General features: G+C 36.6%; 24 protein-coding genes. 6 read left to right on the forward strand and 18 right to left on the reverse strand.

Annotation, left to right across the window (positions count from 1 at the left end; genetic code table 11):
• Nucleotides 1–8: 8 nt before the first annotated feature.
• From accC to pdxA, 5 genes are all read right to left on the reverse strand, one after another.
• Nucleotides 9–1,364, reverse strand: a complete 1,356-nt coding sequence (accC, locus tag BLW74_RS00385; RefSeq protein WP_062675730.1) for an acetyl-CoA carboxylase biotin carboxylase subunit — start codon at nucleotides 1,362–1,364, stop codon at nucleotides 9–11.
• A 98-nt stretch (nucleotides 1,365–1,462) separates the two neighbouring features.
• Nucleotides 1,463–1,945: an acetyl-CoA carboxylase biotin carboxyl carrier protein gene (gene accB, locus BLW74_RS00390; RefSeq protein ID WP_089689515.1), complete on the reverse strand. Its 483-nt coding sequence runs from the start codon at nucleotides 1,943–1,945 to the stop codon at nucleotides 1,463–1,465.
• A gap of 127 nt (nucleotides 1,946–2,072) precedes the next feature.
• Entirely contained in the window at nucleotides 2,073–2,276 is a 204-nt protein-coding gene (gene rpmF / locus BLW74_RS00395) for a 50S ribosomal protein L32 (RefSeq protein WP_002976251.1), read from the reverse strand.
• Between the two features lie 67 nt (nucleotides 2,277–2,343).
• Nucleotides 2,344–2,871, reverse strand: coding sequence for a YceD family protein (locus BLW74_RS00400; protein ID WP_089689516.1), 528 nt, complete (start codon nucleotides 2,869–2,871; stop codon nucleotides 2,344–2,346).
• A gap of 84 nt (nucleotides 2,872–2,955) precedes the next feature.
• A complete protein-coding gene (gene pdxA, locus BLW74_RS00405) occupies nucleotides 2,956–4,047 on the reverse strand; it encodes a 4-hydroxythreonine-4-phosphate dehydrogenase PdxA (protein WP_089689517.1) in 1,092 nt (363 codons plus the stop codon).
• 48 nt (nucleotides 4,048–4,095) lie between these two features.
• Between pdxA and BLW74_RS00410 the strand changes: the two genes are divergently transcribed.
• From BLW74_RS00410 to BLW74_RS00420, 3 genes are read left to right on the forward strand one after another with little or no spacing between them, the layout of a single operon-like run.
• Nucleotides 4,096–4,680: a riboflavin synthase gene (locus tag BLW74_RS00410; protein ID WP_089689518.1), complete on the forward strand. Its 585-nt coding sequence runs from the start codon at nucleotides 4,096–4,098 to the stop codon at nucleotides 4,678–4,680.
• A 1-nt stretch (nucleotide 4,681) separates the two neighbouring features.
• Nucleotides 4,682–6,136: a sensor histidine kinase gene (locus BLW74_RS00415; RefSeq protein ID WP_089689519.1), complete on the forward strand. Its 1,455-nt coding sequence runs from the start codon at nucleotides 4,682–4,684 to the stop codon at nucleotides 6,134–6,136.
• Entirely contained in the window at nucleotides 6,136–6,828 is a 693-nt protein-coding gene (locus tag BLW74_RS00420; RefSeq protein WP_089689520.1) for a tRNA1(Val) (adenine(37)-N6)-methyltransferase, read from the forward strand. Before BLW74_RS00415 ends, BLW74_RS00420 begins: the two co-directional genes overlap by 1 nt.
• Before the next feature lie 40 nt (nucleotides 6,829–6,868).
• Here the strand turns inward: BLW74_RS00420 and BLW74_RS00425 are convergent, their stop codons facing one another.
• Entirely contained in the window at nucleotides 6,869–7,579 is a 711-nt protein-coding gene (locus BLW74_RS00425; RefSeq protein ID WP_089689521.1) for a cell division ATP-binding protein FtsE, read from the reverse strand.
• A 154-nt stretch (nucleotides 7,580–7,733) separates the two neighbouring features.
• Entirely contained in the window at nucleotides 7,734–7,892 is a 159-nt protein-coding gene (gene rpmH, locus BLW74_RS00430; protein WP_039365072.1) for a 50S ribosomal protein L34, read from the reverse strand.
• A gap of 237 nt (nucleotides 7,893–8,129) precedes the next feature.
• On the opposite strand from rpmH, the gene BLW74_RS00435 reads away from it, so the two are divergent.
• A complete protein-coding gene (locus BLW74_RS00435) occupies nucleotides 8,130–9,134 on the forward strand; it encodes a DHH family phosphoesterase (RefSeq protein ID WP_089689522.1) in 1,005 nt (334 codons plus the stop codon).
• A gap of 15 nt (nucleotides 9,135–9,149) precedes the next feature.
• Here BLW74_RS00435 and BLW74_RS00440 read toward each other — a convergent pair whose 3' ends face one another.
• The 7 genes from BLW74_RS00440 to tilS all read right to left on the reverse strand — a co-directional run bounded on the left by BLW74_RS00440 (nucleotide 9,150) and on the right by tilS (nucleotide 17,004).
• Complete coding sequence (locus BLW74_RS00440; RefSeq protein WP_089689523.1) at nucleotides 9,150–9,959, reverse strand: patatin-like phospholipase family protein; 810 nt, start codon at nucleotides 9,957–9,959, stop codon at nucleotides 9,150–9,152.
• Nucleotides 9,960–10,029: 70 nt separating this feature from the next.
• Nucleotides 10,030–10,812 (reverse strand): alpha/beta fold hydrolase, encoded by a 783-nt coding sequence (locus tag BLW74_RS00445; RefSeq protein ID WP_089689524.1) that lies wholly within the window; start codon nucleotides 10,810–10,812, stop codon nucleotides 10,030–10,032.
• A 111-nt stretch (nucleotides 10,813–10,923) separates the two neighbouring features.
• Nucleotides 10,924–11,448: a biopolymer transporter ExbD gene (locus BLW74_RS00450; protein WP_089689525.1), complete on the reverse strand. Its 525-nt coding sequence runs from the start codon at nucleotides 11,446–11,448 to the stop codon at nucleotides 10,924–10,926.
• Between the two features lie 263 nt (nucleotides 11,449–11,711).
• The gene (locus BLW74_RS00455; RefSeq protein WP_089689526.1) at nucleotides 11,712–13,781 is read right to left on the reverse strand and encodes a protein-disulfide reductase DsbD family protein; all 2,070 of its coding nucleotides are present in this window, start codon (nucleotides 13,779–13,781) and stop codon (nucleotides 11,712–11,714) included.
• Nucleotides 13,782–14,078: 297 nt separating this feature from the next.
• Entirely contained in the window at nucleotides 14,079–15,020 is a 942-nt protein-coding gene (locus BLW74_RS00460; protein ID WP_167358355.1) for a redoxin domain-containing protein, read from the reverse strand.
• A gap of 98 nt (nucleotides 15,021–15,118) precedes the next feature.
• On the reverse strand, nucleotides 15,119–15,679 hold the full coding sequence (locus tag BLW74_RS00465) for an RNA polymerase sigma factor (protein WP_089689528.1): 561 nt from the start codon (nucleotides 15,677–15,679) through the stop codon (nucleotides 15,119–15,121).
• A complete protein-coding gene (gene tilS, locus BLW74_RS00470) occupies nucleotides 15,652–17,004 on the reverse strand; it encodes a tRNA lysidine(34) synthetase TilS (protein ID WP_089689529.1) in 1,353 nt (450 codons plus the stop codon). Before tilS ends, BLW74_RS00465 begins: the two co-directional genes overlap by 28 nt.
• Before the next feature lie 87 nt (nucleotides 17,005–17,091).
• Between tilS and BLW74_RS00475 the strand changes: the two genes are divergently transcribed.
• On the forward strand, nucleotides 17,092–17,925 hold the full coding sequence (locus BLW74_RS00475) for an OmpA family protein (protein WP_002976267.1): 834 nt from the start codon (nucleotides 17,092–17,094) through the stop codon (nucleotides 17,923–17,925).
• 48 nt (nucleotides 17,926–17,973) lie between these two features.
• Here BLW74_RS00475 and BLW74_RS00480 read toward each other — a convergent pair whose 3' ends face one another.
• The 4 genes from BLW74_RS00480 to BLW74_RS22760 are packed head-to-tail and all read right to left on the reverse strand — an operon-like array spanning nucleotide 17,974 to nucleotide 20,155.
• Nucleotides 17,974–18,933 carry an HTTM domain-containing protein gene (locus BLW74_RS00480; RefSeq protein ID WP_139265671.1) on the reverse strand — a complete coding sequence of 320 codons (960 nt, stop codon included), beginning with the start codon at nucleotides 18,931–18,933 and terminating at the stop codon, nucleotides 17,974–17,976.
• A 7-nt stretch (nucleotides 18,934–18,940) separates the two neighbouring features.
• Entirely contained in the window at nucleotides 18,941–19,510 is a 570-nt protein-coding gene (locus tag BLW74_RS00485; protein WP_089689530.1) for a hypothetical protein, read from the reverse strand.
• Nucleotides 19,511–19,562: 52 nt separating this feature from the next.
• Entirely contained in the window at nucleotides 19,563–20,018 is a 456-nt protein-coding gene (locus BLW74_RS00490) for a hypothetical protein (protein WP_089689531.1), read from the reverse strand.
• Nucleotides 20,019–20,023: 5 nt separating this feature from the next.
• A complete protein-coding gene (locus BLW74_RS22760; RefSeq protein WP_262487308.1) occupies nucleotides 20,024–20,155 on the reverse strand; it encodes a hypothetical protein in 132 nt (43 codons plus the stop codon).
• Between the two features lie 793 nt (nucleotides 20,156–20,948).
• Here BLW74_RS22760 and BLW74_RS22890 point away from each other — a divergent pair.
• The gene (locus BLW74_RS22890) at nucleotides 20,949–21,104 is read left to right on the forward strand and encodes a CCPGW family putative bacteriocin (RefSeq protein WP_446661302.1); all 156 of its coding nucleotides are present in this window, start codon (nucleotides 20,949–20,951) and stop codon (nucleotides 21,102–21,104) included.
• The last annotated feature ends 8 nt before the right edge of the window (nucleotides 21,105–21,112 follow it).

The following is a 21,112-nucleotide window of genomic DNA, read 5'->3' on the forward strand; positions in this document are numbered from 1 at the left end:
CAATAATCTTAGTGATTATCATATTTTCTGTCCATTACAAAATCTTCCATGAATTTTGTAGTGTAATTTCCTGAAAGGTAATCTTCATTGTCCATCAGCTGTCTGTGGAAAGGAATCGTTGTCTTTACGCCCTCAATATAGAATTCCTCAAGAGCACGTCTCATCTTTGCAATAGCTTCCTCGCGGGTCTGAGCCGTAGTGATAAGCTTAGCAATCATAGAGTCGTAATTAGAAGGGATTGTATATCCGGAATACACGTGTGTATCTACTCTGATTCCGTGTCCTCCAGGGATGTTTAATCCTGTGATTTTTCCTGGGGACGGTCTGAAGTCTGCGTAAGGATCTTCAGCGTTGATTCTACATTCAATTGAATGTAATTTAGGATAATAGTTAATTCCTGAAATAGGAGTTCCTGCAGCAAGAAGAATTTGTTCTCTGATCAGGTCATAATCAATTACCTGCTCAGTGATAGGGTGTTCTACCTGGATTCTTGTATTCATTTCCATGAAATAGAAATTTCTGTGCTTGTCTACAAGGAATTCGATCGTTCCCACTCCTTCATATCCGATAAATTCAGCAGCTTTTACAGCGGCTTCACCCATTTTCTCACGAAGTTCATCTGTCATGAACGGAGAAGGTGTTTCTTCGGTTAATTTCTGATTTCTTCTCTGTACGGAACAGTCTCTTTCAGAAAGGTGGCAGGCTTTACCGAATTGGTCACCGGCAACCTGAATTTCAATATGTCTGGGCTCTTCAATCAGTTTTTCCATGTACATCCCTCCGTTTCCGAAGGCCGCTACAGCTTCCTGAATGGCAGACTCCCAGTGGTCTTTAAGGTCTTCAGCTTTCCAAACAGCTCTCATCCCTTTTCCACCACCACCGGCAGTAGCTTTAATCATTACAGGGTATCCTGTTTCTTCTGCTACTTTTACAGCGTGCTCGTAAGATTCGATCAATCCGTCAGAACCGGGTACGCACGGTACACCTGCTGCTTTCATGGTAGCCTTAGCGTTTGCTTTATCTCCCATTTTCTCAATCTGTTCTGGAGAAGCACCAATAAATTTGATACCATTCTTCTGGCAGATTCTTGAAAAGTTAGCATTCTCAGACAAGAATCCGTAACCTGGGTGAATCGCGTCTGCATTGGTGATTTCGGCAGCAGCAATAATGTTTGGAATTTTAAGATATGAGTCTTTACTCATTGCGGGGCCGATACATACCGCTTCGTCAGCAAATCTTACGTGAAGACTGTCTTTATCAGCAGTAGAGTATACCGCAACGGTTTTGATCCCCATTTCTTTACAAGTACGTAAAATACGCATTGCAATTTCGCCACGATTGGCTATTAATATTTTTTTGAACATCTTCTTCAATTTGAAAATTAGATAATTTGAAAATTAGATAATGTTATTTTAATGTAGAATTTAATCTAACATCTAATGTCTAACATCTAACTTCTAAATTAAGATGGATCTACTAGGAATAAAGGTTGATCATACTCAACAGGAGTAGCATCGTCAACTAAAATCTTAACGATTTTTCCGCTGATTTCAGATTCAATCTGGTTGAATAATTTCATTGCTTCAATAACGCAAACTACTTTACCGGCAGAAACTTCGTCACCTACGTTAATAAATACGTCTTTGTCAGGAGATGGTTTTCTATAGAAAGTACCGATCATTGGAGACTTGATCGTTACATATTTGCTGTCATCAGATGCTGCTTCAGCTTTTTCAGCAGGTGCAGCAGCAGGAGTTGCAGCAGGTGCAGGAGCAGCTACTGCCTGCGGAGCAGTGTGGTATACTGCAGGTTGTGCATAAACAGCATCGCTTCCAGCTAATGGAGTTTTAATAGTGATTTCGAAATCTTTAGTTTTGTACTTCACCTCTGATACTTCAGCTTTAGATACAAACTTGATAAGATTTTGTATGTCTTTAATGTCCATAAATTTGATATTTGATTTTGGCTCAAAGATACCAAAAAAACGTAAAAAACAACAAAAAACCGCCAAATTTTATCAAAATTGGGCGGTTTTTGTATTAAAATGAGGCTTTTTCGGTGAAAAGCGTCTCTTAGTTTTCTTCAGTAGCAGCTACTTCTTTTTCCAATACTACTTTACCTCTGTAGTAAAGTTTTCCTTCATGCCAGTGAGCTCTGTGGTATAGGTGAAGCTCTCCTGTTGTTGCATCTTTAGCTAATTGAGGAACTACAGCTTTGTAGTGAGTTCTTCTCTTATCTCTTCTTGTGGACGATTGTCTTCTCTTTGGATGTGCCATTTTCTAATAACTTTTTTAATTGATGAGCGATGAGATTCATCATCTCATCATATTTAAATTATTCTATTTAATTATTGTCTCTTAACTTTCTTAAAGCGTCCCATCGGGGATCACTTTCATGTTCTTCTTCATTTTCCTCAATCTCTTTAGGACTGAACTGATCAAGAATCTGAAGATCTTCATCACTTACATTCGGTGAGATTTTTTTCATCGGTATAGAAAGCATCACATTTTCATAGATCAGATGAGCTACGTTAAAGGCGTGATCTGTACTGGGAATAGTAATGACATCTTCATTGCTGTCATCGTATTCTTCCCCGAAATTCACCAAAATTTTGATTTCATTCTCAATAGGATAGTCAAAATTATCGTTTGTAATATCACAAACCAACTCCACTAATCCTTTAATTTTTATCTCAAATTCTAAAAAAGTAGTATGCTTATCAAGTGATACATGTACTTCTATTCTAGGATTTGTAAATTCCTGTTCAGTGTCAAATAATTGAAAGAACGTTTTATCTATCTCAAACCTGAACTCGTGTTTTCCGATTTTCAGTCCGGAAAAGCTTACGTCATAGTTTCTTAACTTGTCCATAAAATGAGTGTGCAAAAATATGCATTTTTTTTATAATAACAAATAAAATCTGAAACAAATTAATTTAAAATTTGTTTTAAAGATTTATGCTTCAGTTTCCTCCGGTAGATCTTCATCTATTCCGTTGTCTACAACCATTTTTCTTGGCTGCAGGCGGTTATTCATCAGTTCGCTGTATTCAATTCTGTTCTTGAAAACTTTAATTGCTGTGAAGATAGCTTCTGTAAAGCTCTGCTCATCGGCTATATTTTTTCCCGCAATATCATAGGCCACTCCATGATCCGGAGATGTTCTGATAAATGGAAGTCCTGCAGTGTAATTTACCCCTTCTTCGTAAGCTAATGTTTTAAAGGGAGCTAATCCCTGATCGTGGTACATGGCTAAAACAGCATCGAAATTTTTATATTTACTTGGCTGGAAGAAGCTGTCGGCAGGGAAAGGACCAAAGGCTAATATTCCGTTATCAGAAAGTTCTTTGATGGCCGGGCTGATGATCTCGATTTCTTCATTTCCGATAACACCGCCGTCTCCTGCATGAGGGTTTAATCCCAGTACCGCAATTTTAGGTTTTTGAATGCAGAAATCTTCTATTAATGTCTGGTTTAATACTCTGATCTGTTTCTTTATTTTTTCCTTGGAAATATTTTCAGCAATCTGCGCAATAGGAATGTGGTGGGTAGAAACGGCTACCTTCAGATCTTCAGTCACCAGGAACATGAGTCCTTTTTTGTTGAATTTTTCTTCAAAATATCCTGTATGCCCGGCGTGTTTAAAACCCATTTTCACCATCTCATCCTTATTGATGGGAGCTGTTACAAGAACGTCAATATCTCCTTTGATCAAAGCTTCAGTAGCTGCTTCAAGAGAATCTATTGCCATTTTCGTGGATTCTTCCGTAGGAACTCCTAATTCCACATTGACATTTTCTTTGGTAAGGTTAACCATATTAAGTTTCCCCGCCTGAGCCTGTGAAGCTTCGTTAACGTAGTTGAAATTAAGATTCAGCTTGAAAATATTTTTCTGATAAGTGAATAATTTTCCCGAGCCAAAAATTACAGGAGTGAAAAAATCTGTAATGGTTTTGTCTTTCAGAGACTTCATAATGATCTCCGGGCCGATGCCGTTGAAATCACCGATTGAAATTCCTACTCGTACTTTATGGTTTTTTGGGCTCATTTTGATTATCTTTGAAGATTATAATTTACAAATTTAGCAAAAAATAATATGTTCACAGGAATTATTGAAGCAGTTGGTGTTATTGAGAAGATTGAAGAAAAAGGAAGCAATATAGATTTTACCTTGACATGCCCTTTCACAAACGAATTAAAAATTGATCAGAGCCTTGCCCATAACGGCTGCTGCCTCACGGTTGTTGAAATAAAAGACAATCAGTATGTGGTAACCGCTATTAACGAAACACTGGAAAAAACAAACCTTGGAAAATGGGAATTGGGTACCGTGGTGAATCTGGAGCGATGCATGAAGATGGATGGGAGGCTGGATGGCCATATCGTTCAGGGACATGTGGATAAAACCGGTGAAGTAGTAGGAATTGAAAATAAAGACGGAAGTTATTTTATTACTATGAAGTATGATAGTGACGGCAGTTTTGTGACAGTGCCACAGGGTTCTATCACGGTAAACGGAATCAGTCTTACAGTGGCAAAAAGTGAAGATGCACAGTTCTCTGTAGCTATTATTCCTTACACATGGGAATTTACCAATATGAAACATTTGAAAATTGGTGACAAAGTAAACCTGGAATTTGATATTATTGGTAAGTATATTGCTAGGTTAATTAAAAAGTAGAATGTCAATTAATAAATATAAAGGATATAGCTTAAGAAACCGTGTGTTTTTTGGTTTCCTCCTGGTATGTTTTTTAAGTGTAGTGGCTACATCACTTGTTCCATACTTTGTATTGAGGAATAATTCCATGCAGCAAAGTAATATTGACATGCAGGAGAAAACCAATGCTGTAATGCGGTATCTGGACTATGCGGTAAGCCAGACTCTTGTAGAAACACAGGATCTTCCCAAAGTTTTAGGAAATAAAATTTTTGAAATTGCAGATATTAATCAGCATGATATTGTTATTTATGACCTCAAAGGTAATTATCTGCTTTCCAATAAAGATGAAGCTTTAATAGATCAGAAAACAATTCCGATAGAGATTGTAAATAGAATTCTGGCAACCGACGCAAGAGTTGATATGGTAAGATATGACACGGCTAAAGATGCCAAGCTTACCTCTTCTTATCTTTTACTGAAGAACAATGAACTGGAACCGGTCGGGATTGTTTATATTCCTTTATATCATAATGAATCTGCCTATCTGGATGTTCTTCACCAGTATGTAAAATATATTCTTTTAGTAGATATTTTCCTTATTTTATTCAGCATCTGGATCAGCTGGGTGACCTCTAACAGCCTTGCAAAGACCATTACGAAATTCTCTGATATGATTACCCGTATTACATTGTTTGAAAATGAAATGCGTCCTATCAGATATTATAAAAATGATGAGCTTAATGCGTTGGCAAGAGCTTATAACAGAATGATTCTGCAGATTCAGGATCAGAAAGAAAGGCTCCGGTTTAAAGCATCTGAAGAAGCATGGAGAGAAATGGCAAAACAGGTAGCCCATGAGGTGAAGAACCCGTTAACACCCATGAAACTGACTATTCAGAATTTTGAAAGAAAATTTGACCCGGAAGATCCGAATATCAGAGAGAGGGTAAAGCAGATGAGTAAAACAATTGTAGATCAGATAGACCTGATTGCCACTGTGGCTTCAGCTTTCTCCGAATTTGCAAAACTTCCTGAAAAAAATAATGAAGTGATCAATCTGAATACAGAAGTGGAAGATATTCTCCGTGTATTCAATGATGACAGTATTTTTATGCATGCCAACAAGAGCAATATTATGATCAATATGGACAGGATTTACCTTTCCAGAATCATCACCAATCTTGTGACCAATGCAAAACAGGCTGAAAGTGATGAAAGAAAACTCATCATCAATGTAGATGTGGAACAGCATCAGAGAAGAGTGATTATTTCTGTTCAGGATAACGGAATCGGAATTCCTGAAAATATGTATGAGAGAATCTTTGAACCGAATTTTACTTCTAAAAACAGTGGAATGGGGCTTGGCTTATCTATGGTAAGAAAAATGATTGAAGATTATAAGGGGGAGATCTCTGTAAAATCTGAAGTAGGGAAGGGGTCCACATTTATTATTACACTGCCTACCAATTTATAGTGAAGCCTTTTACTTTTAAGCAGTTTCAGATTCAGCAGTCTAAAAACGTCTTTCGTGTGGGAACAGACGGTGTTCTGCTTGGTGCATTGGCTGACGTTGAAAATGCTTTCAAAATACTGGAAGTAGGTACCGGTACAGGATTGATTTCTCTTATGCTGGCACAAAGAAATCCGCAGGCGGTATTTTTAGGGCTGGATATTAATGAGGATGCTGCCAGGCTTACCCAACTCAATTTTGAAAATTCTCCTTTTGATGCAAGGTTAAAAAATAAGTTTCAGGATTTTAAAACTTTTGAAACGGAAGAGCGTTTTGACCGGATCGTTTCCAATCCTCCCTATTTTGAGGAATCTGGGTCTGAGAAGGATAAAATTGCACGGCAGACCGTGGAGTTAAACTTTATACAGTTAATAACCAAGGCATCACAGCTTTTGTCTGTAATCGGAATTTTTTCAGTCATTATTCCTGTTGAGGCAGGCGAAGTTTTTATTTCAGTGGGAAAAGAAAATGGTTTGTTTCTGAATCGTAGAATCAATATCAAAGGAATTGAAAACTCAAAGACTAAAAGACTGGTTCTGGAATTTTCTTCAAAAGAAAAAGAAATCAACGAGTCTGACTTTATTATAGAAAAAAGTCCGAGACAATACTCGGACCAATATCTTGAACTCACCAAAGAGTTTCATGTTTTTAAGTAAAGAAGTTAGTTAATTCCAACTTTTCTTCATCCCTATATTCTTATTCAAATAATTCTGAAGTATCCAATACAGAAACTTTTCCGTCTTCACATCTGATGGCTTCACCAGGGAAGTTTTGGATCATGTGGTAATCGTGTGTTGCCATTACTACTGCAGCACCGTTTTCAAGGGCAACCTGCTTTAACAGCGTCATAATTTCGTTGGAAGTTTCAGGGTCAAGGTTTCCTGTAGGCTCGTCTGCTAAAATAAGATCCGGGTGGTTAAGAAGAGCTCTTGCGATGGCAATACGCTGCTGCTCTCCCCCTGAAAGTTCGTGAGGCATTTTGTGCTTTTTACTTTTCATGTTCACACTTCCTAAAACCTCGTTGATACGGTCTTCCATTTTTACTTTATCATTCCATCCTGTAGCTTCAAGAACGAACTTTAAGTTTTTCTCAACGGTTCTGTCTGAAAGCAACTGGAAATCCTGGAATACAATTCCTAGTTTTCTCCTTAGGTTAGGAATATCAGACGGCTTTAGCTTTGCCAGGTCAAATCCTACAACAGCTCCGTGTCCTGATGCCAACGGAATATGTCCGTAGAGCGTTTTCAGAAGGGAACTTTTTCCGGAACCTGTTTTTCCGATAAGATAGCAGAATCTACCTTTTTTAATGTTAAGATTTACATCAGAAAGTACAGTAAAGTTTTTTTGCGCAATCTTTGCGTTTTGCAAACTTATAATGTTGTCTCCGGAGATATGTGTATGTGGCATAATTTAATTTTAAAGACTGTTTCTAACAAAAATATTTCAACTTTTAAAAATAGAAAAAAGATGTTGATCCAGCCTAAATTTTAGTAAATTTTAACAACAAAAAATGCCTGAAAAGGGACTTCTCAAGCATGATTTGTATATGATAATAAAAAGATTATCTCTTAGCGCGTGCAGCACTTACAGTTAAACTCTTTCTGCCTTTAGCTCTTCTCGCAGCCAAAACTCTTCTTCCATTTGGCGTAGACATTCTTTCTCTGAAACCGTGTTTGTTTCTTCTTTTTCTTTCTGATGGCTGGAATGTTCTTTTACTCATTACTATATGTTTAAATCGTAATTAATCTATTAATTTTCAGGTTGCAAAGATATATAAAATTTTATAAGTTGCAAACTTTAATTATCTTTTTTTAAAATTAAATGCAATGTTTTTTGGGCAGGTATTGGTAAACCCTGATGGAAAAACTGTTTTTTCCGGTGCAAAAATAATATTTAAATGATTTATATAAAAGCTCTATCTTTGAAAACTTTAATTTTAACGAAAAATAAACACCGGATGTTTACACCAGCAGAACTTTTAGATATTAATACATTACTAACCCAGGACAGCAAAATAGTGATCCTTACGCATTATAATCCGGATGGAGATGCTATCGGATCAAGTCTGGGATTGAAGCATTATCTGAAAGCAAAAGGAATTTTAGCCGAGGTTATAGTACCTAATGATTTTCCGAAATTTCTGAAATGGATGCCGGAGGCAAAAAAAGTTATTATTGCTGAATATAAAAGAAAGCTGGCTTCTGATATGATTGCAGGCGCAGATGTTATTTTCTGTCTGGATTTTAATTCTCCGTCAAGAATCGGTTTATTAGGAGACTGGCTGGTAAAGGCTCCTGGAAAGAAAATTCTTATTGACCACCACCAGCAGCCGGAACAATTTGATTTCGTGTATTCAGATACGGTGATCCCTGCAACTTCACAAATGGTCTATCATTTTATTGAAGCCATGAATGATGAAAAACTGGTTAATCAGGATATGGCAGAATGTCTTTATACCGGAATTATGACAGATACAGGTGGTTTCCGTTTTCGTTCTACCAGTGCCACTACGCACAGAATTATTGCAAATCTTATCGAACATGGGGCAGATCCTGCAATGATCACCTCCAATACATGGGATACTAATACGGTTTCCCGACTGCATCTGCTTGCTCTTGTCCTGGGAAGAATAGAAGTAGTGAATGACGGAACGGTAGCTATTTTGAGCCTTACCAGAAACGAACTCAAAGAATTTGGCTTCCAGAAAGGAGATACGGAAGGTTTTGTGAATTATGGTCTGAGCATTGCCGGAGTGACAATGTCTGCATTTTTCATGGAAGATCTGTATGAAGACTTCGTTAAAATTTCCTTCAGAAGCAAAGATGATGTGGATGTGAACCAATTCTCAAGAAAATACTTCAACGGTGGCGGGCATATTAATGCGGCCGGAGGAAAATCTCTAGACTCTTTAGCCGGAACAATTGCCAACTTTAAGGAGAAAGTAAAAGAAGAAGGTTTTTAAGAGCGAAAATAGCTTTTACGTTATACTTTTACGAAACCCTTTTTCTTCAAGTTCCTGACAGGTGTACTCATAGACCTGCTGAAACATTTCGTCTATGTATCTTTTGTTGAAAAGACTGTATTTCGTCATTTTGGGCGGATCTAAAAATATATTGCAGTATTTTGCTTTAGAATACACCGATTTTGCGATGGCTAAGTGAAGAATCCTGTCAAATTCTTTCATCAGACTCATTTTCTTCAGTTCATCATAACTGATTGAATTGACATGGGAGGCAATAAGGAAATTGCACTTGTCCATAATAGGTTCAATAGGAAGATTGTCCAGAACACCGCCATCTACATAGATTTTCTCGCCCATCCTCACCGGGGGAAGAATAAAAGGAACACTGGAAGAAGCCAGTAGCGGTCCGAAAAGTTCTCCCTCAGAGAAAAAATCTACAATACCATGAGTCATTTCTGTAGCGGCAACATAAACCGGAATTTCTAGAATACTGAAATTATCTTCCGGAAAATAATCCTTGAACAGTTTTAAAATAAAATTAGAGCTGAAAATTCCGTTTTTTGATAATTTTAAAGATGACCGGGAGAAAAAGGACGTATGTCTTACAATTTCCATCATCTCATCCGGGGTTTTACCAAAAGAATAAAACGCACCAATAATAGAACCAGCGCTGGTTCCTGAGATAATATGCGGTTTCAGGTGATATTCTTCCAGAGCTTTCAGTACAGCAATATGGGCAATCCCACGCATTCCTCCGCCTGAAAGTGTAAGTCCGATAACCGGTGATGCCGGTGATTTCTTTTTTTTGAATGAGAATAAAGCCATTGCAAAAATTATCCTCTACTAATATACAGGAATTTTTATTAAAAAAGCTTTAATCTAATAGAGTAAGACTTTACAAAACCAGTTTTTTAGGAAGATTGTGAAGAAGTTCCGTATTGATGATTTCAGCGCAAATAGCGGGTTTTTCCCAGTGGCCGTTGTGTCCGCAGTCCAGAATATAAGATTTGATATTGGTCCTTTCAGGAAGATGTCTGATCATCAAATCCGTTTTTACGGCATTATCATGTTTTCCGGCCAATACTAAGATTTTAGCTTCCAGATTGTTCAGGATATGCTTTTTGTCGGTTCTCTCTACCATTCCTTTTACACAGGCCAATGCACCAAGGTTATTGGTGGAAAGTGCGGTTTCAAGAGCGGTTTCTATTTTGCCTTCTAAGATATCTCTTTCATTTGGATTGAATAAATTGGGGATTCCTACTCTGGCATAATGGGAGAAAGAATCTTTTATAATCCTGTAGCTTTTGATTCGCTGCTGTTTTTTTTCTTCGTCATCCGGAAAGTACGTAGAGAAAAATAGAGTAAGGCTTTTTAAAGAGTCGGGATATTGTTCAGCAAAAGCAAGTGAAGTATATCCTCCCATCGAATGTCCCAGAAGATGTACTTTTTCTACATTCTCATGATCTAAGACTTTCTTTACCTCTTCTGCTATCATTTCCATGGTGTGAACTTCTGCGAGAATTTCAGATTGTCCGTGCCCCGGAAGATCAATTTTGAGCAGTGAAAAATCTTTGGAAAGATGAGATTCCATATCGCTCCAGATGGATAGATTTTCCATAAACCCGTGAAGGAGTACCAAAGTTTCTTTTCCGTTTCCTTTTCTTTCAAAGTTCAGCATGATTCCAAAATTATAGGGGGTTAAAAATAATGCAGGCACTTACATCCTGCAAATCCGTTTCTCCTTTCAAATGTAAACAAAAAAGAGCATTGTTTAAATGCTCTTTGACTTTTATTGCGTTAATTCCTTGTAAACCTTTGTTTCCCAGGGCTTGATATCAGTTACGCCATATCTTTCCTTTTTAGAGATGGCAAGGTTATCAAGCATATCTACAAAATTTTTGTAATTGGCATCATCCGTTGGTTTTACAATAACGGTGAATTTTTCCCGATCCGGAGCTTTTTGATAAGCCTCAGCAATGATCTTTGAAATTTTTATCCCACTAAAATCCGTTTCTTTAAGATTCGTGGTATTTAAATCTTTTGCATTGCTCTGATGATAGAATACACGGTTGGCTTTTCCTAAAATAAATGTAATCTGGTTTTGCTCTCCGATTACAGGATTATCTATCGGATGAGGATTGGGATCTTTTGCCGGTAGTCCAAGATCCATTACATTAGGCTTTGTGAAATTAGTGGTAAACATAAAGAATGTAATGAGTAAGAAACCCAGATCCACCATAGGAGTCATATCTACCCGGATCATTTTTTTCTTTTGTTTGCTGCCCTGTTTCTCTTGTGCAATTACTTCTGCCATGATTAAAAATTTTTAAATGTTAAACGGTATTTGTTGAAAAATTCTTACAAAACACATGCCTTGTTTGTGGTATAATCAATAGATTCATGAATCTATTGATGGTTTTTGTAATGAATTTTAAATATTCCGCTCTTTTCCCACTTTCTTTTTGAAAATTGATCATTATTAAATCAAGGCCTACATTTTTAGTAATATTTTTCTTTCACTATTAACAAAAAAACTCACACGGTACCGTGTGAGTTTTTAAATGATATGTAAATAAATTATTTATTCTTCTTGTAGAAGTTGACGCCACATTCCAGGAATTTCTTGAAATCCTCTTTTGGCATATATCCTGAAACCGGAGTATTGATTACTTTTCCATCCGGAGTAATTAAAACATAATGCGGTTGAGAGTTATTGTTAAAGTTAACCTGTTGGAATAAACTCCATCTGTCGCCAATTGTTTTTACCTTTTTGATCTGTCCGTCACCAAGGTCGATTTTTGTTTTTTGATCTTCAGGAAGCTCTTCTTTGTCATCTACATACAAAGATGCTAATACAACATCATTCTGAAGTATTGGCAAGATGTCCGGTTCGCTCCACACAAACTCTTCCATTTTTCTACAGTTTTCACAACCATATCCTGTAAAGTCGATAAGGATTGGCTTGTCTTCTTTTTTAGCCAGTTCTATTGCTTTGAAGAAGTCGTGTTCAGGATGCATTCCTAAAATTCCATCATTCTCATCATGGAAATAACTTACATTCAATGGAGGTAAGATACCGCTTAATAACTGAAGTTTCGGACGATCGGACGGGATCAGACCCTGAACCAGGTAAATCACAAAACCGATTCCCAATGCACCCAATATTTTTCTTGTGATAGAGATTTTAGGTTTTTTATCATCGTGCGGGAATCTGATGAATCCTAGTAAGTATAATGCTAATCCTAAAGCAATAATGATCCAGATGGCGATGAAAAGTTCTCTTTTCAGGAAGAATGTCTTGGATACCAGATCTGCTTTGGATAAGAATTTTAATGCCAATGCCAGTTCCACGAAACCTAAAACCACCTTTACCGTATTCATCCATCCTCCGGATTTTGGAAGGCTTTGTAATGCCTGCGGGAATAATGCCAGCAATCCGAAAATAATAGCCCATGCCAGCCCGAATCCTGCCAAGGCAAATGTCAGCAGCATAGGAACATTAGATGAACCTGTTACGGCACTTCCCAGTAAACTTCCCAAAATAGGTCCTGTACAGGAGAAAGAAACAATCACCAATGTCAATGCCATGAAGAAAATTCCGATAATTCCTCCCGCTTCTTCAGCTTTGGAAGATTTGTTGGCGATAGAGCTTGGCAGCGTAATATCATAATATCCGAAGAAACTTCCGGCAAAGAAGATAAATATAATAAAGAAGGCAATATTAAGCCATACACTGGTGGAAATTTCGTTGAATATATTCCCTGCAATTCCGTCAATAATATGGAAAGGAATACTTAGTAAAACGAAAATAAGAAGGATGAAAAAACCATAGATCAAAGCGTCTCTTTTTCCTTTTGCTTTGTTTTTGCTTCCTTTGGTGAAGAAAGAAACCGTTAGTGGAATCATTGGGAAAACGCAAGGGGTAAGCAATGCAATTAATCCTCCGATAAACCCTAAGAACAGATAGGTCCAGTAGTTTTCATCCACTTTAGCAGATGCTGTACCGCAATCTGTCAGCGGCTTTTTGAAATCAATTGTTTCAATTTTAAGCTGCTTGGGATCCAATTTTGAAGTTTCCGTAACTTTAGCTTCTGTTTTCTCCGGATTTTCGGTAACTGTTTCAGTAATTTTTACAGAGTCTTTTACAGGAGCAGCTGTTTCCTCAGAAGCCGTCTCTTCCGTTGCCCCTTTCGGAGTCACTTTCTGGTTGAATTCTAATGTATTGGGAGCCAGACAAACTCTGTCATCACACGTCTGATACGTAATCTCAGAAGTAACATCCGCAGGTTTTGCCGGATCTTTTAATTTAAATTTTTGCTTAAATCCAGCAGAATTGGAGTAGAATACAATGGTTCCTCCAAATGCTTCAGAAAATTCTTCATGCTTTTTACCCACTTCGGTAAATTTCCCTACCAGCTCAATATTCTTTCCTGTCACTTTATACTCCGTCGGAATTCCGGTGTCTTCCGGTAAATCTTTTGAGTAAATGTGCCATCCGCTCTCCATGGTGGCATTCAATACCGCTTCGTATTGATTGTTTCCAAGATCATTGATGGTAAATTTAAACTTTACAGGATTTTTTATCTGCGCATTAATTCCTGTTGCTAACAATAGCAGAATTAATACAAACCAATTTCTAAATTTCATTGTTCCTTTCATTAAATTTTGAGACTCCATTTTGTCTTCTCTTCTTTGTGTATCTTCTATCCTGCCCGAGGAATCATTGCTGTCAGACAGTATCCGGATTTTTGCCTCGCTAAAATAGATAATTTTTCGTCCCTAAAAAACTTAGAAACTTTCTTTTTTTAAGCCTTATGTTTAAAATATTCCGTCTTTTGCCTTAGCAGCAGGAGAAGCGTAACCTATTCCGTCTTTAAAAATGATTATTGATTTTGTCAATTTTGTTGACTTACATTCTTAACGGTACGGATGTCTGCATCCAAATCAATTCAGATTTTTTATAATATCTTCTACAGAAGCTCTATTTTTATAATCGGTATCAAAATGTCTCCATGTAATCTCTTTATTCTCATTAAGGATGAAAGTGGCAGATACCGGCAGTCTTCCCGAATGGTCTGATCTGCTGTCAGCAAAATCGTCTTTTAATTTTGAGTTATAAAAATTAAGAGTTTCACTGTCAGGCGTATACAGGACATCGAATGCCTCGGCAATTTTATATCCCTCATCGTACAAAACGGTATAAGCTGTCTTTGTTTTGCTAATCGTCTTTTCTATAAATTCCGGTTTTTCTGGAGAAATAATAACGAGCCGTGCATTTTTAGATTGCAGTTCCGGTGACAGATCCTGTAAGGTTTGAATGTATTTGTTACAATATGGGCACCATTGACCACGAATAAAAACTATAACAAGTTTTTTGTTTTCCTTTGATGAAGAAAATGTGTTGCCCAAGTGATTTTTCGCTGTGAAATTATCAATTTTATCACCTATCATTCTTCCTTTTACCTGATCTAAGGTTTTACCGGATTGAGACGTTTTTTTCTTCAGTACAGATGCTCCTACTCCTAAAAACTGTTCAGGATTATAATATCCGAAATCATACTGAACAAGTTTCCCTTTTGGATCCAGAAAAAGGAAAGAAGGGTAGTTGACCACTTTAAATTCTTTGGCCAGGCTAAGTCCTTCTTTTTCTGCATCTATGGCAAGATTTACAAAATTTTTGTTGAACATTTCTCCAATCCCAGGATCGGTAAACGTGTTTTTTGCCATGAGCTTACAAGGCCCGCACCAGGTGGTGTACAGATCAATGAAGATCAGTTTGTTTTCTTTTGCTGCGATTTTTTTCGCGGCTTCCAGATCAATTTTTTGAAAATTGATCCCCTTGCTTTGCGCATTCATTGAAATTCCTATTCCTATAAGAAAACTCAATATCATTTTTTTGAACATATATTTCTTTTCTTATAATGTTCCCTGATTAAGAAAAAAATCACCCGTAAAGCTGACTGTTTTATGTATGTAATTGATTATCAAGTAGAAAAAATACTGTTGTTTTTAATTTTTTTGATTTGTTCAACACATTTATACTTTTGATTCTGCGCATTATGCCTGCTGGAATACTGATATTTGTCCTGAATTTCTTCTATACTTTTATTTTCAATGAAAATATCATGGATCAGATTCTGGCAATGTGAAGAAATAGATTTAATATAACCCAGCAGCTTTTCCCAGTAATATCTTTCGTTCTCAATAGCAGCACTTATTTCCTGCTGATGTTCTATAAAATAGTCCTCAGGAGATTCTATATAAAAATGCTTATGCTTTAATTTTTTAAACCACAGGTTTTTAACAATTCCAATAATATAATTTCCGAGACAGGTCTGAACTTTAAATTCATCAGCATTCAGCTTTTGATAAAGAATGAGCAGCGCATCCTGAAAAACATCTTCTGCATCTTCCAGATTGCCTTTATTCTTGAGAATAAATTTTTGAGTATAACCGAAATACTGTTGGTATAAAATCCCAAAAGCTATATTGCTGTCTTTCTTAAAATCATCAACAGCTAACGAGTTAGTTGTTTTTCTGTCCACTTTACAGTTATCTTTTTTTGAGTCGTATTGTCTGCCTGATATCTGCGGTCCTGTCTAAGAGGAATAACTCCCAGAACATGGTTTTCGGAATCACAGAGTAACCAGGTCTTTTCCCTGATCAGAGCAGGTAATTTTTCATCTCTGAAAAATTTTGAAACCTTTTTCTTTCCCGAAAAACCCGCTGGATAAAATTCGTCTCCCTGATTCAGCTTTCTTAACCGTAAGGGGAACTGAAGTTTCTCCGCGTCGAAATCCCATTCAAATTCTTTATTGATTCCGCCAATATCCTGTAGATGATCTACGAGGTTGATGGTGCTTTGGTTTTCTGAAAGATCAAAATTACCTGTTAGCACTATTTCATCTCTGGTTTCCTCTACCTCTTTTTTATCAATGAAAATCAGTTCATCACGATGAACAATCAACTGATATTCTTTTGAGAAAAATGAACTGTTGTTTTCAGCCCTGAAAATTTTGGGAATTTCTTCTTCCTGATTGAATCCGTATTTTTTTAAAATTTCAAATTTTACAAAATCGCTTTCCTGATCAAGCTTTTTCTTTGATAAAATTTTATGGTCTTTGTTAAATACTGTAAGATAATTTTCTATTTCTTGAATCTGTTTCTGAACAAAATCCTTAGTTTGATTCAGCAGTAAAGAACTTTTTCTGAAGTTTTCCAGAAAATGATCATTGGTTTCCATTAAGATCGGAACTACCTCATTTCTGATCTTATTCCTCAGATAGTCATTCTTTTGGTTAGAAAGGTCTTCCCGGAATTCAATATTATTCTGCTCTGCAAATGCGTAAATTTCTTTTTTTGAAAAATGCAAAAGGGGACGGAGAATCTGATGATTATTCGCCGGAATTCCGCTGAGTCCGTTGATACCTGCTGCCTTGGAAAGATTAATGATAAAAGTTTCCAGCTGATCATTCAGGTGATGGGCTGTAACCAGAAATTCGAGATTTTCTTTTTCCTGAATTTCTTTAAAAAAAGCATAACGGAGCTCCCTCGCCCATAGCTGGATAGAATTTTCGGGTTTACGGTCTTTTTCAGAAACTGTATACAAATGAAATTTTATATGATTTTTCTCACAAAAGTCCTGCACGGTTTTCTGATCCAGATCCGAATCATTTCCCCGGAGTTTATAATTGATATGGGCAATCTGAAACCGGAATTTAGAATGCTGAATTTCATGCATAAAATCCCTGAACAAAGAGGCTAAGACCATAGAATCTGCCCCTCCGCTTACTGCCAGAAGATAGGTGCGGTTTTCCGGCTCGTTTACGAGATTTTTCAGTTGATGGGTAAAGGTTAATTTTTTCAACATATATGTTGAGAATTTCTTTTATGCAAAGATAACCGATATAATTCAATTGAATTTCCCTAACTTTGAGTAGTCTAAAAATGATTATTTATGAAGATTTTAAAAATTTTAGCAGTTTCTGCAATGGCGCTGGGAATGACATCTTGTGTCAGCAAAAAGCAGTATGATGCTTTGAGCACAAACTATAAGCAGTGTATTGAAAATATTGGAGAAAGACAAAGAGAAATTCAGGATTTGAAATCTCAGAACTCTGCATTAACAGGGGAAAACAACTTGTTGAAGAGCCAGCATGATGCTTTGAAATCATCCCTTGATGCATGTCTTTCCAACACAGGAAAAAGTTCTGCTAACATTGATAAACTGGTAGGTGAAATCAATGCTTCCAATTCTTATATCAAACAGCTGATCTCCAGCAATGCTAAGAATGACAGCTTGAACCTTGCATTATCTAATAAACTGAAGAGATCTCTGGATAATGTATCGGATGAAGATGTACAGGTGAAAGTATTGAAAGGAGTGGTAATGATCTCTCTTTCAGATAAAATGCTTTATAAAACAGGAGATTACAACATTCTGCCTGCTGCTCAGGAAGTGTTAGGCAAAGTAGCGAAAGTAATCAACGATTACGATAAATATTCTGTACTGATTGAAGGGAATACAGATAATGCTCCGTTGAATTCTCCAAATCTGCCGAGAGATAACTGGGATCTTTCTGCATTAAGAGGTACTTCTGTAGCTAAGGTTCTTCAGACGCAGTTTGGAGTGGATCCGGCAAGAATTACAGCTGGAGGACGTTCTGAATACAACCCTAAAGCGACCAACATGAGCGTTTCTGGAAGAGCTGAAAACAGAAGAACGGAAATCATCATTATGCCTAAACTGGATGAGTTTATGAAACTTATGGATATTGCCCCTAAGAAATAATCTCTGAAAACATATTCAAAAAAATCCCGAAGCCATTCGGGATTTTTTTTATACACCCATCTGATCTGGAATATAGACGCCCTGTTTTTTCTTTGAACTGACTTCTGTTTTTTTAGCAGGCTGTTCAAAATAGAAATTGGTGATATTCCATACAATCATAATGGCCGAGAAATAGTAGAGATTAAGTACCAGTGCAATTCCTATATGCATGGAAACGGTTAGGAAAAGCCATGTTTTTTGTGTGGGCTTATACCAGATGAAAAACGGATAGCACATTTCAATAATAATAGTACTCCACCCGATGAAACTTAACAGATAAGAATGCTCTGCCAGCCAGCTGAAATCAATATTCAGATCTCTGTTGGAGTAGGGAAGGTGGATTGCTTTCCAGATAGCTTCCCCGTTCCACCAGTTGAAGCCTAATGCTTTATCCAGTCCCGAAAAGAAATACGCCATGGAAATATGAATCTGAAATAATCGTTTAACAGGAGTAATATTGTTTTGGATGGGTTTTCTGCGGAAAATAAGATTTCTCAGTGAAAAATGCTGGTCAGCAGGAAAAAGTATAAGATAAAATAAAGACATGCTTGTGAAAAAATCTGCACCGTAAGCAAAGAAAGAACTTCCCTTCAGCAGTGAGATCTGCAGGATAAGCAGAAAAACAGCGGCAAATCTGGAATAAAATCCCGTGATGATACCAATACACAACGTGATGAATGATACTTTGGTTATGATAATCGTGGTGCTTTCCTCCATACCAAAGCTTTGTAAAAAGCCGACTATTTTTGAAAAGGTTATCAGCCAGTCAGGAGTGAAAACACTCATAATATCCTGTGGAATAATACTGCTGCTGGAAAATAATTTGTCAAAATCCGGTAACACTGCCGTAAACTGTAAAAAGATCACAATTCCTATAGCAACCCGGAAGAAGCTTAAAAATTCTGTTTGACCGTCTTGCCTGAAAAAGAATTTTTCAATTGTTCCGTAGAGTATATTCAGTTTTTTCATCGCCTTGTTATTTAAATTCATCAATAAGTATAAGATTTTCATTCGTTTTTCCCCGTCTGAAATTGGCAATCGCAGGAAAATCGTACAGATAAAGTTTTGTGGTAACGCTGCAGGCTTTAGGATTTTCTTTCATAATATGGGCGGCAATCTGTCTGATGATGATATCCAGATACTGGTAATATTTTTTATCGTAGTTATTTTTGTCAGAAATTTTATCGAGAAACATATTAAAGACAGTGGTATACCTAACCCTGCTTTCTTTATTGATAAAGTATGGCAGGTTTTTCTGTTCCAGAATCTTTCCATTTTTATCTTTTAATTCAAAGCTCATGACGAAGTCGCTGGCAACATTGGGTGCGTAGAAGCCATATCCTGTATCAAAACCAGTATATGAAGTAAATATATTGACGGGTTTTGACTGGGCAATATGTTCTGAAATAGTATACAGCAGTGGCTTTTTATAGTCTTTGTTTTCATAATAAAAACCATAATAGCCATCAAATGTTCCTTTCAGACCGATGGTGAATACCAACAGCAGGATCATAAAAATTCCGGATAACTGAAGCTTTCTTTTCATGGCAAAAAAGGTAAAAAAAGGCTGTCTCTGGACTAAAAACAGCCTTTTGAGGTTATTTGTAATTCATCAATACACTGTTCAGCTTTACATTGATTCTGGGATCAATGGCTGTATTGACTTTGTACGATTTAATGATCACATTGGTAAGGTTTTTTCTACCCATTGTTGGCGGGCAGATGGTGTATTCTTCAGCACCTCTTACCGTTAGTTTATTTAGTGATGCAATGTCCTTCTGGCTCAATAATGCGGCATTAGTAGCAACCTGATTGTTTTGAATAGCGTAATAATCTGTTCCCAATTCTTTAGCTCCGTACTTTTTCAGTATTTCATCAACTTTTAATCTCAGATCACCATATTTTTTCCAGTCTATATTCGCTTTCATAAGACATCCCCGGATTACGTATTGTCTGTTGATTTTATAGAGGATAAAATTCGTTCCCAAACTGCTCTGGTGAAGTTTCTGAAGGCTCAATAAACGCTTCATGTCTTCGTCAGAAATTTTTTTCACATCTTTCAGGATGTAATATGATCTACAATATAGTTGCCTTTTTCTTTATAAAAAGACATTTCCTGAGGTTTGAGCTGGGAAAATATAAGAACAAGTCCCGCTATAGCTCCAATTAATAATAAAGTCTGTGTTTTCATGTGCTTGTTTTTGAAATATCCCTACTCTGTTTTAGGATTTTCGGGTTCCTCCTGTTTGAATGTTTCATGGTTGAAAAACTTACATCAAAGGTAGAAGCAGGCAGGCAGTGGGAGGCAGGTGTTTTTCCTGTTTTTTTTGAGGATTTTGACTTTGAAAATAAAGTCTTTGAGAAAATTTCTTGGGAAATAATAGGTATTTATGAATATTTCAAGCGTTTGAACTTGCCGCGATCATGAATTTTATAAAAAAAGCTGTAGAATAAATTCAGAAATATTCTGTAGAGTGGATATAGTGAAAATGATGATTTCTGAACTGAAGGATGAGGTTTTAAAGCAAAAATAAATCCCGAAGGTGGCCGGGATTTATTTTTTTAATCAAATTAATTCTTCCTTTTTCAGGCGCGAAAAAATTCGTTGCAAAAATGAAGTGGATATTTCTTTCTTAGTTTTTGCTGCAGAAGCATCAGCTCTACCTCCCGGTATGACTGTTTTGCGATTCTCATGGTTAGTTTGTGTCTCTCCTGCAATCATCTTGTTTCTATTAGTGTTTTTACCCCTTATTCTTATTGCAAACATAAAACTAATACCACAAAAATAACACCCGTATTTTCACGGTATTTTATATGGGGTTTTCACTGAAATAAAAACGATTTTGTATTTTTAAAACAAATTAAGTTATTATAATGATTTGATTAATAAAAGAATACGTATATTTAAATCTCCATTATAGGAAATAAAAAAGAGGTGTCCGAAAATCTAAAGAGTAGGAAATGAATACTAAATTAAAATTATTATGAAAAATTCAAAAAAACTTTCAAGAGAAGCAATGAAAACCGTACAAGGTGCTATCAATGGGTGTAATCCACAGATATTTTGTACGAGCCTGCAAACAAAGTGCTGCCCAGGATGGGTTTGTGCTGGTATAAGACAATATTGTATAGCCGTATAATAATTTTT

It is taken from the genome of Chryseobacterium culicis, assembly GCF_900108365.1.
GTDB lineage: Bacteria > Bacteroidota > Bacteroidia > Flavobacteriales > Weeksellaceae > Chryseobacterium > Chryseobacterium culicis.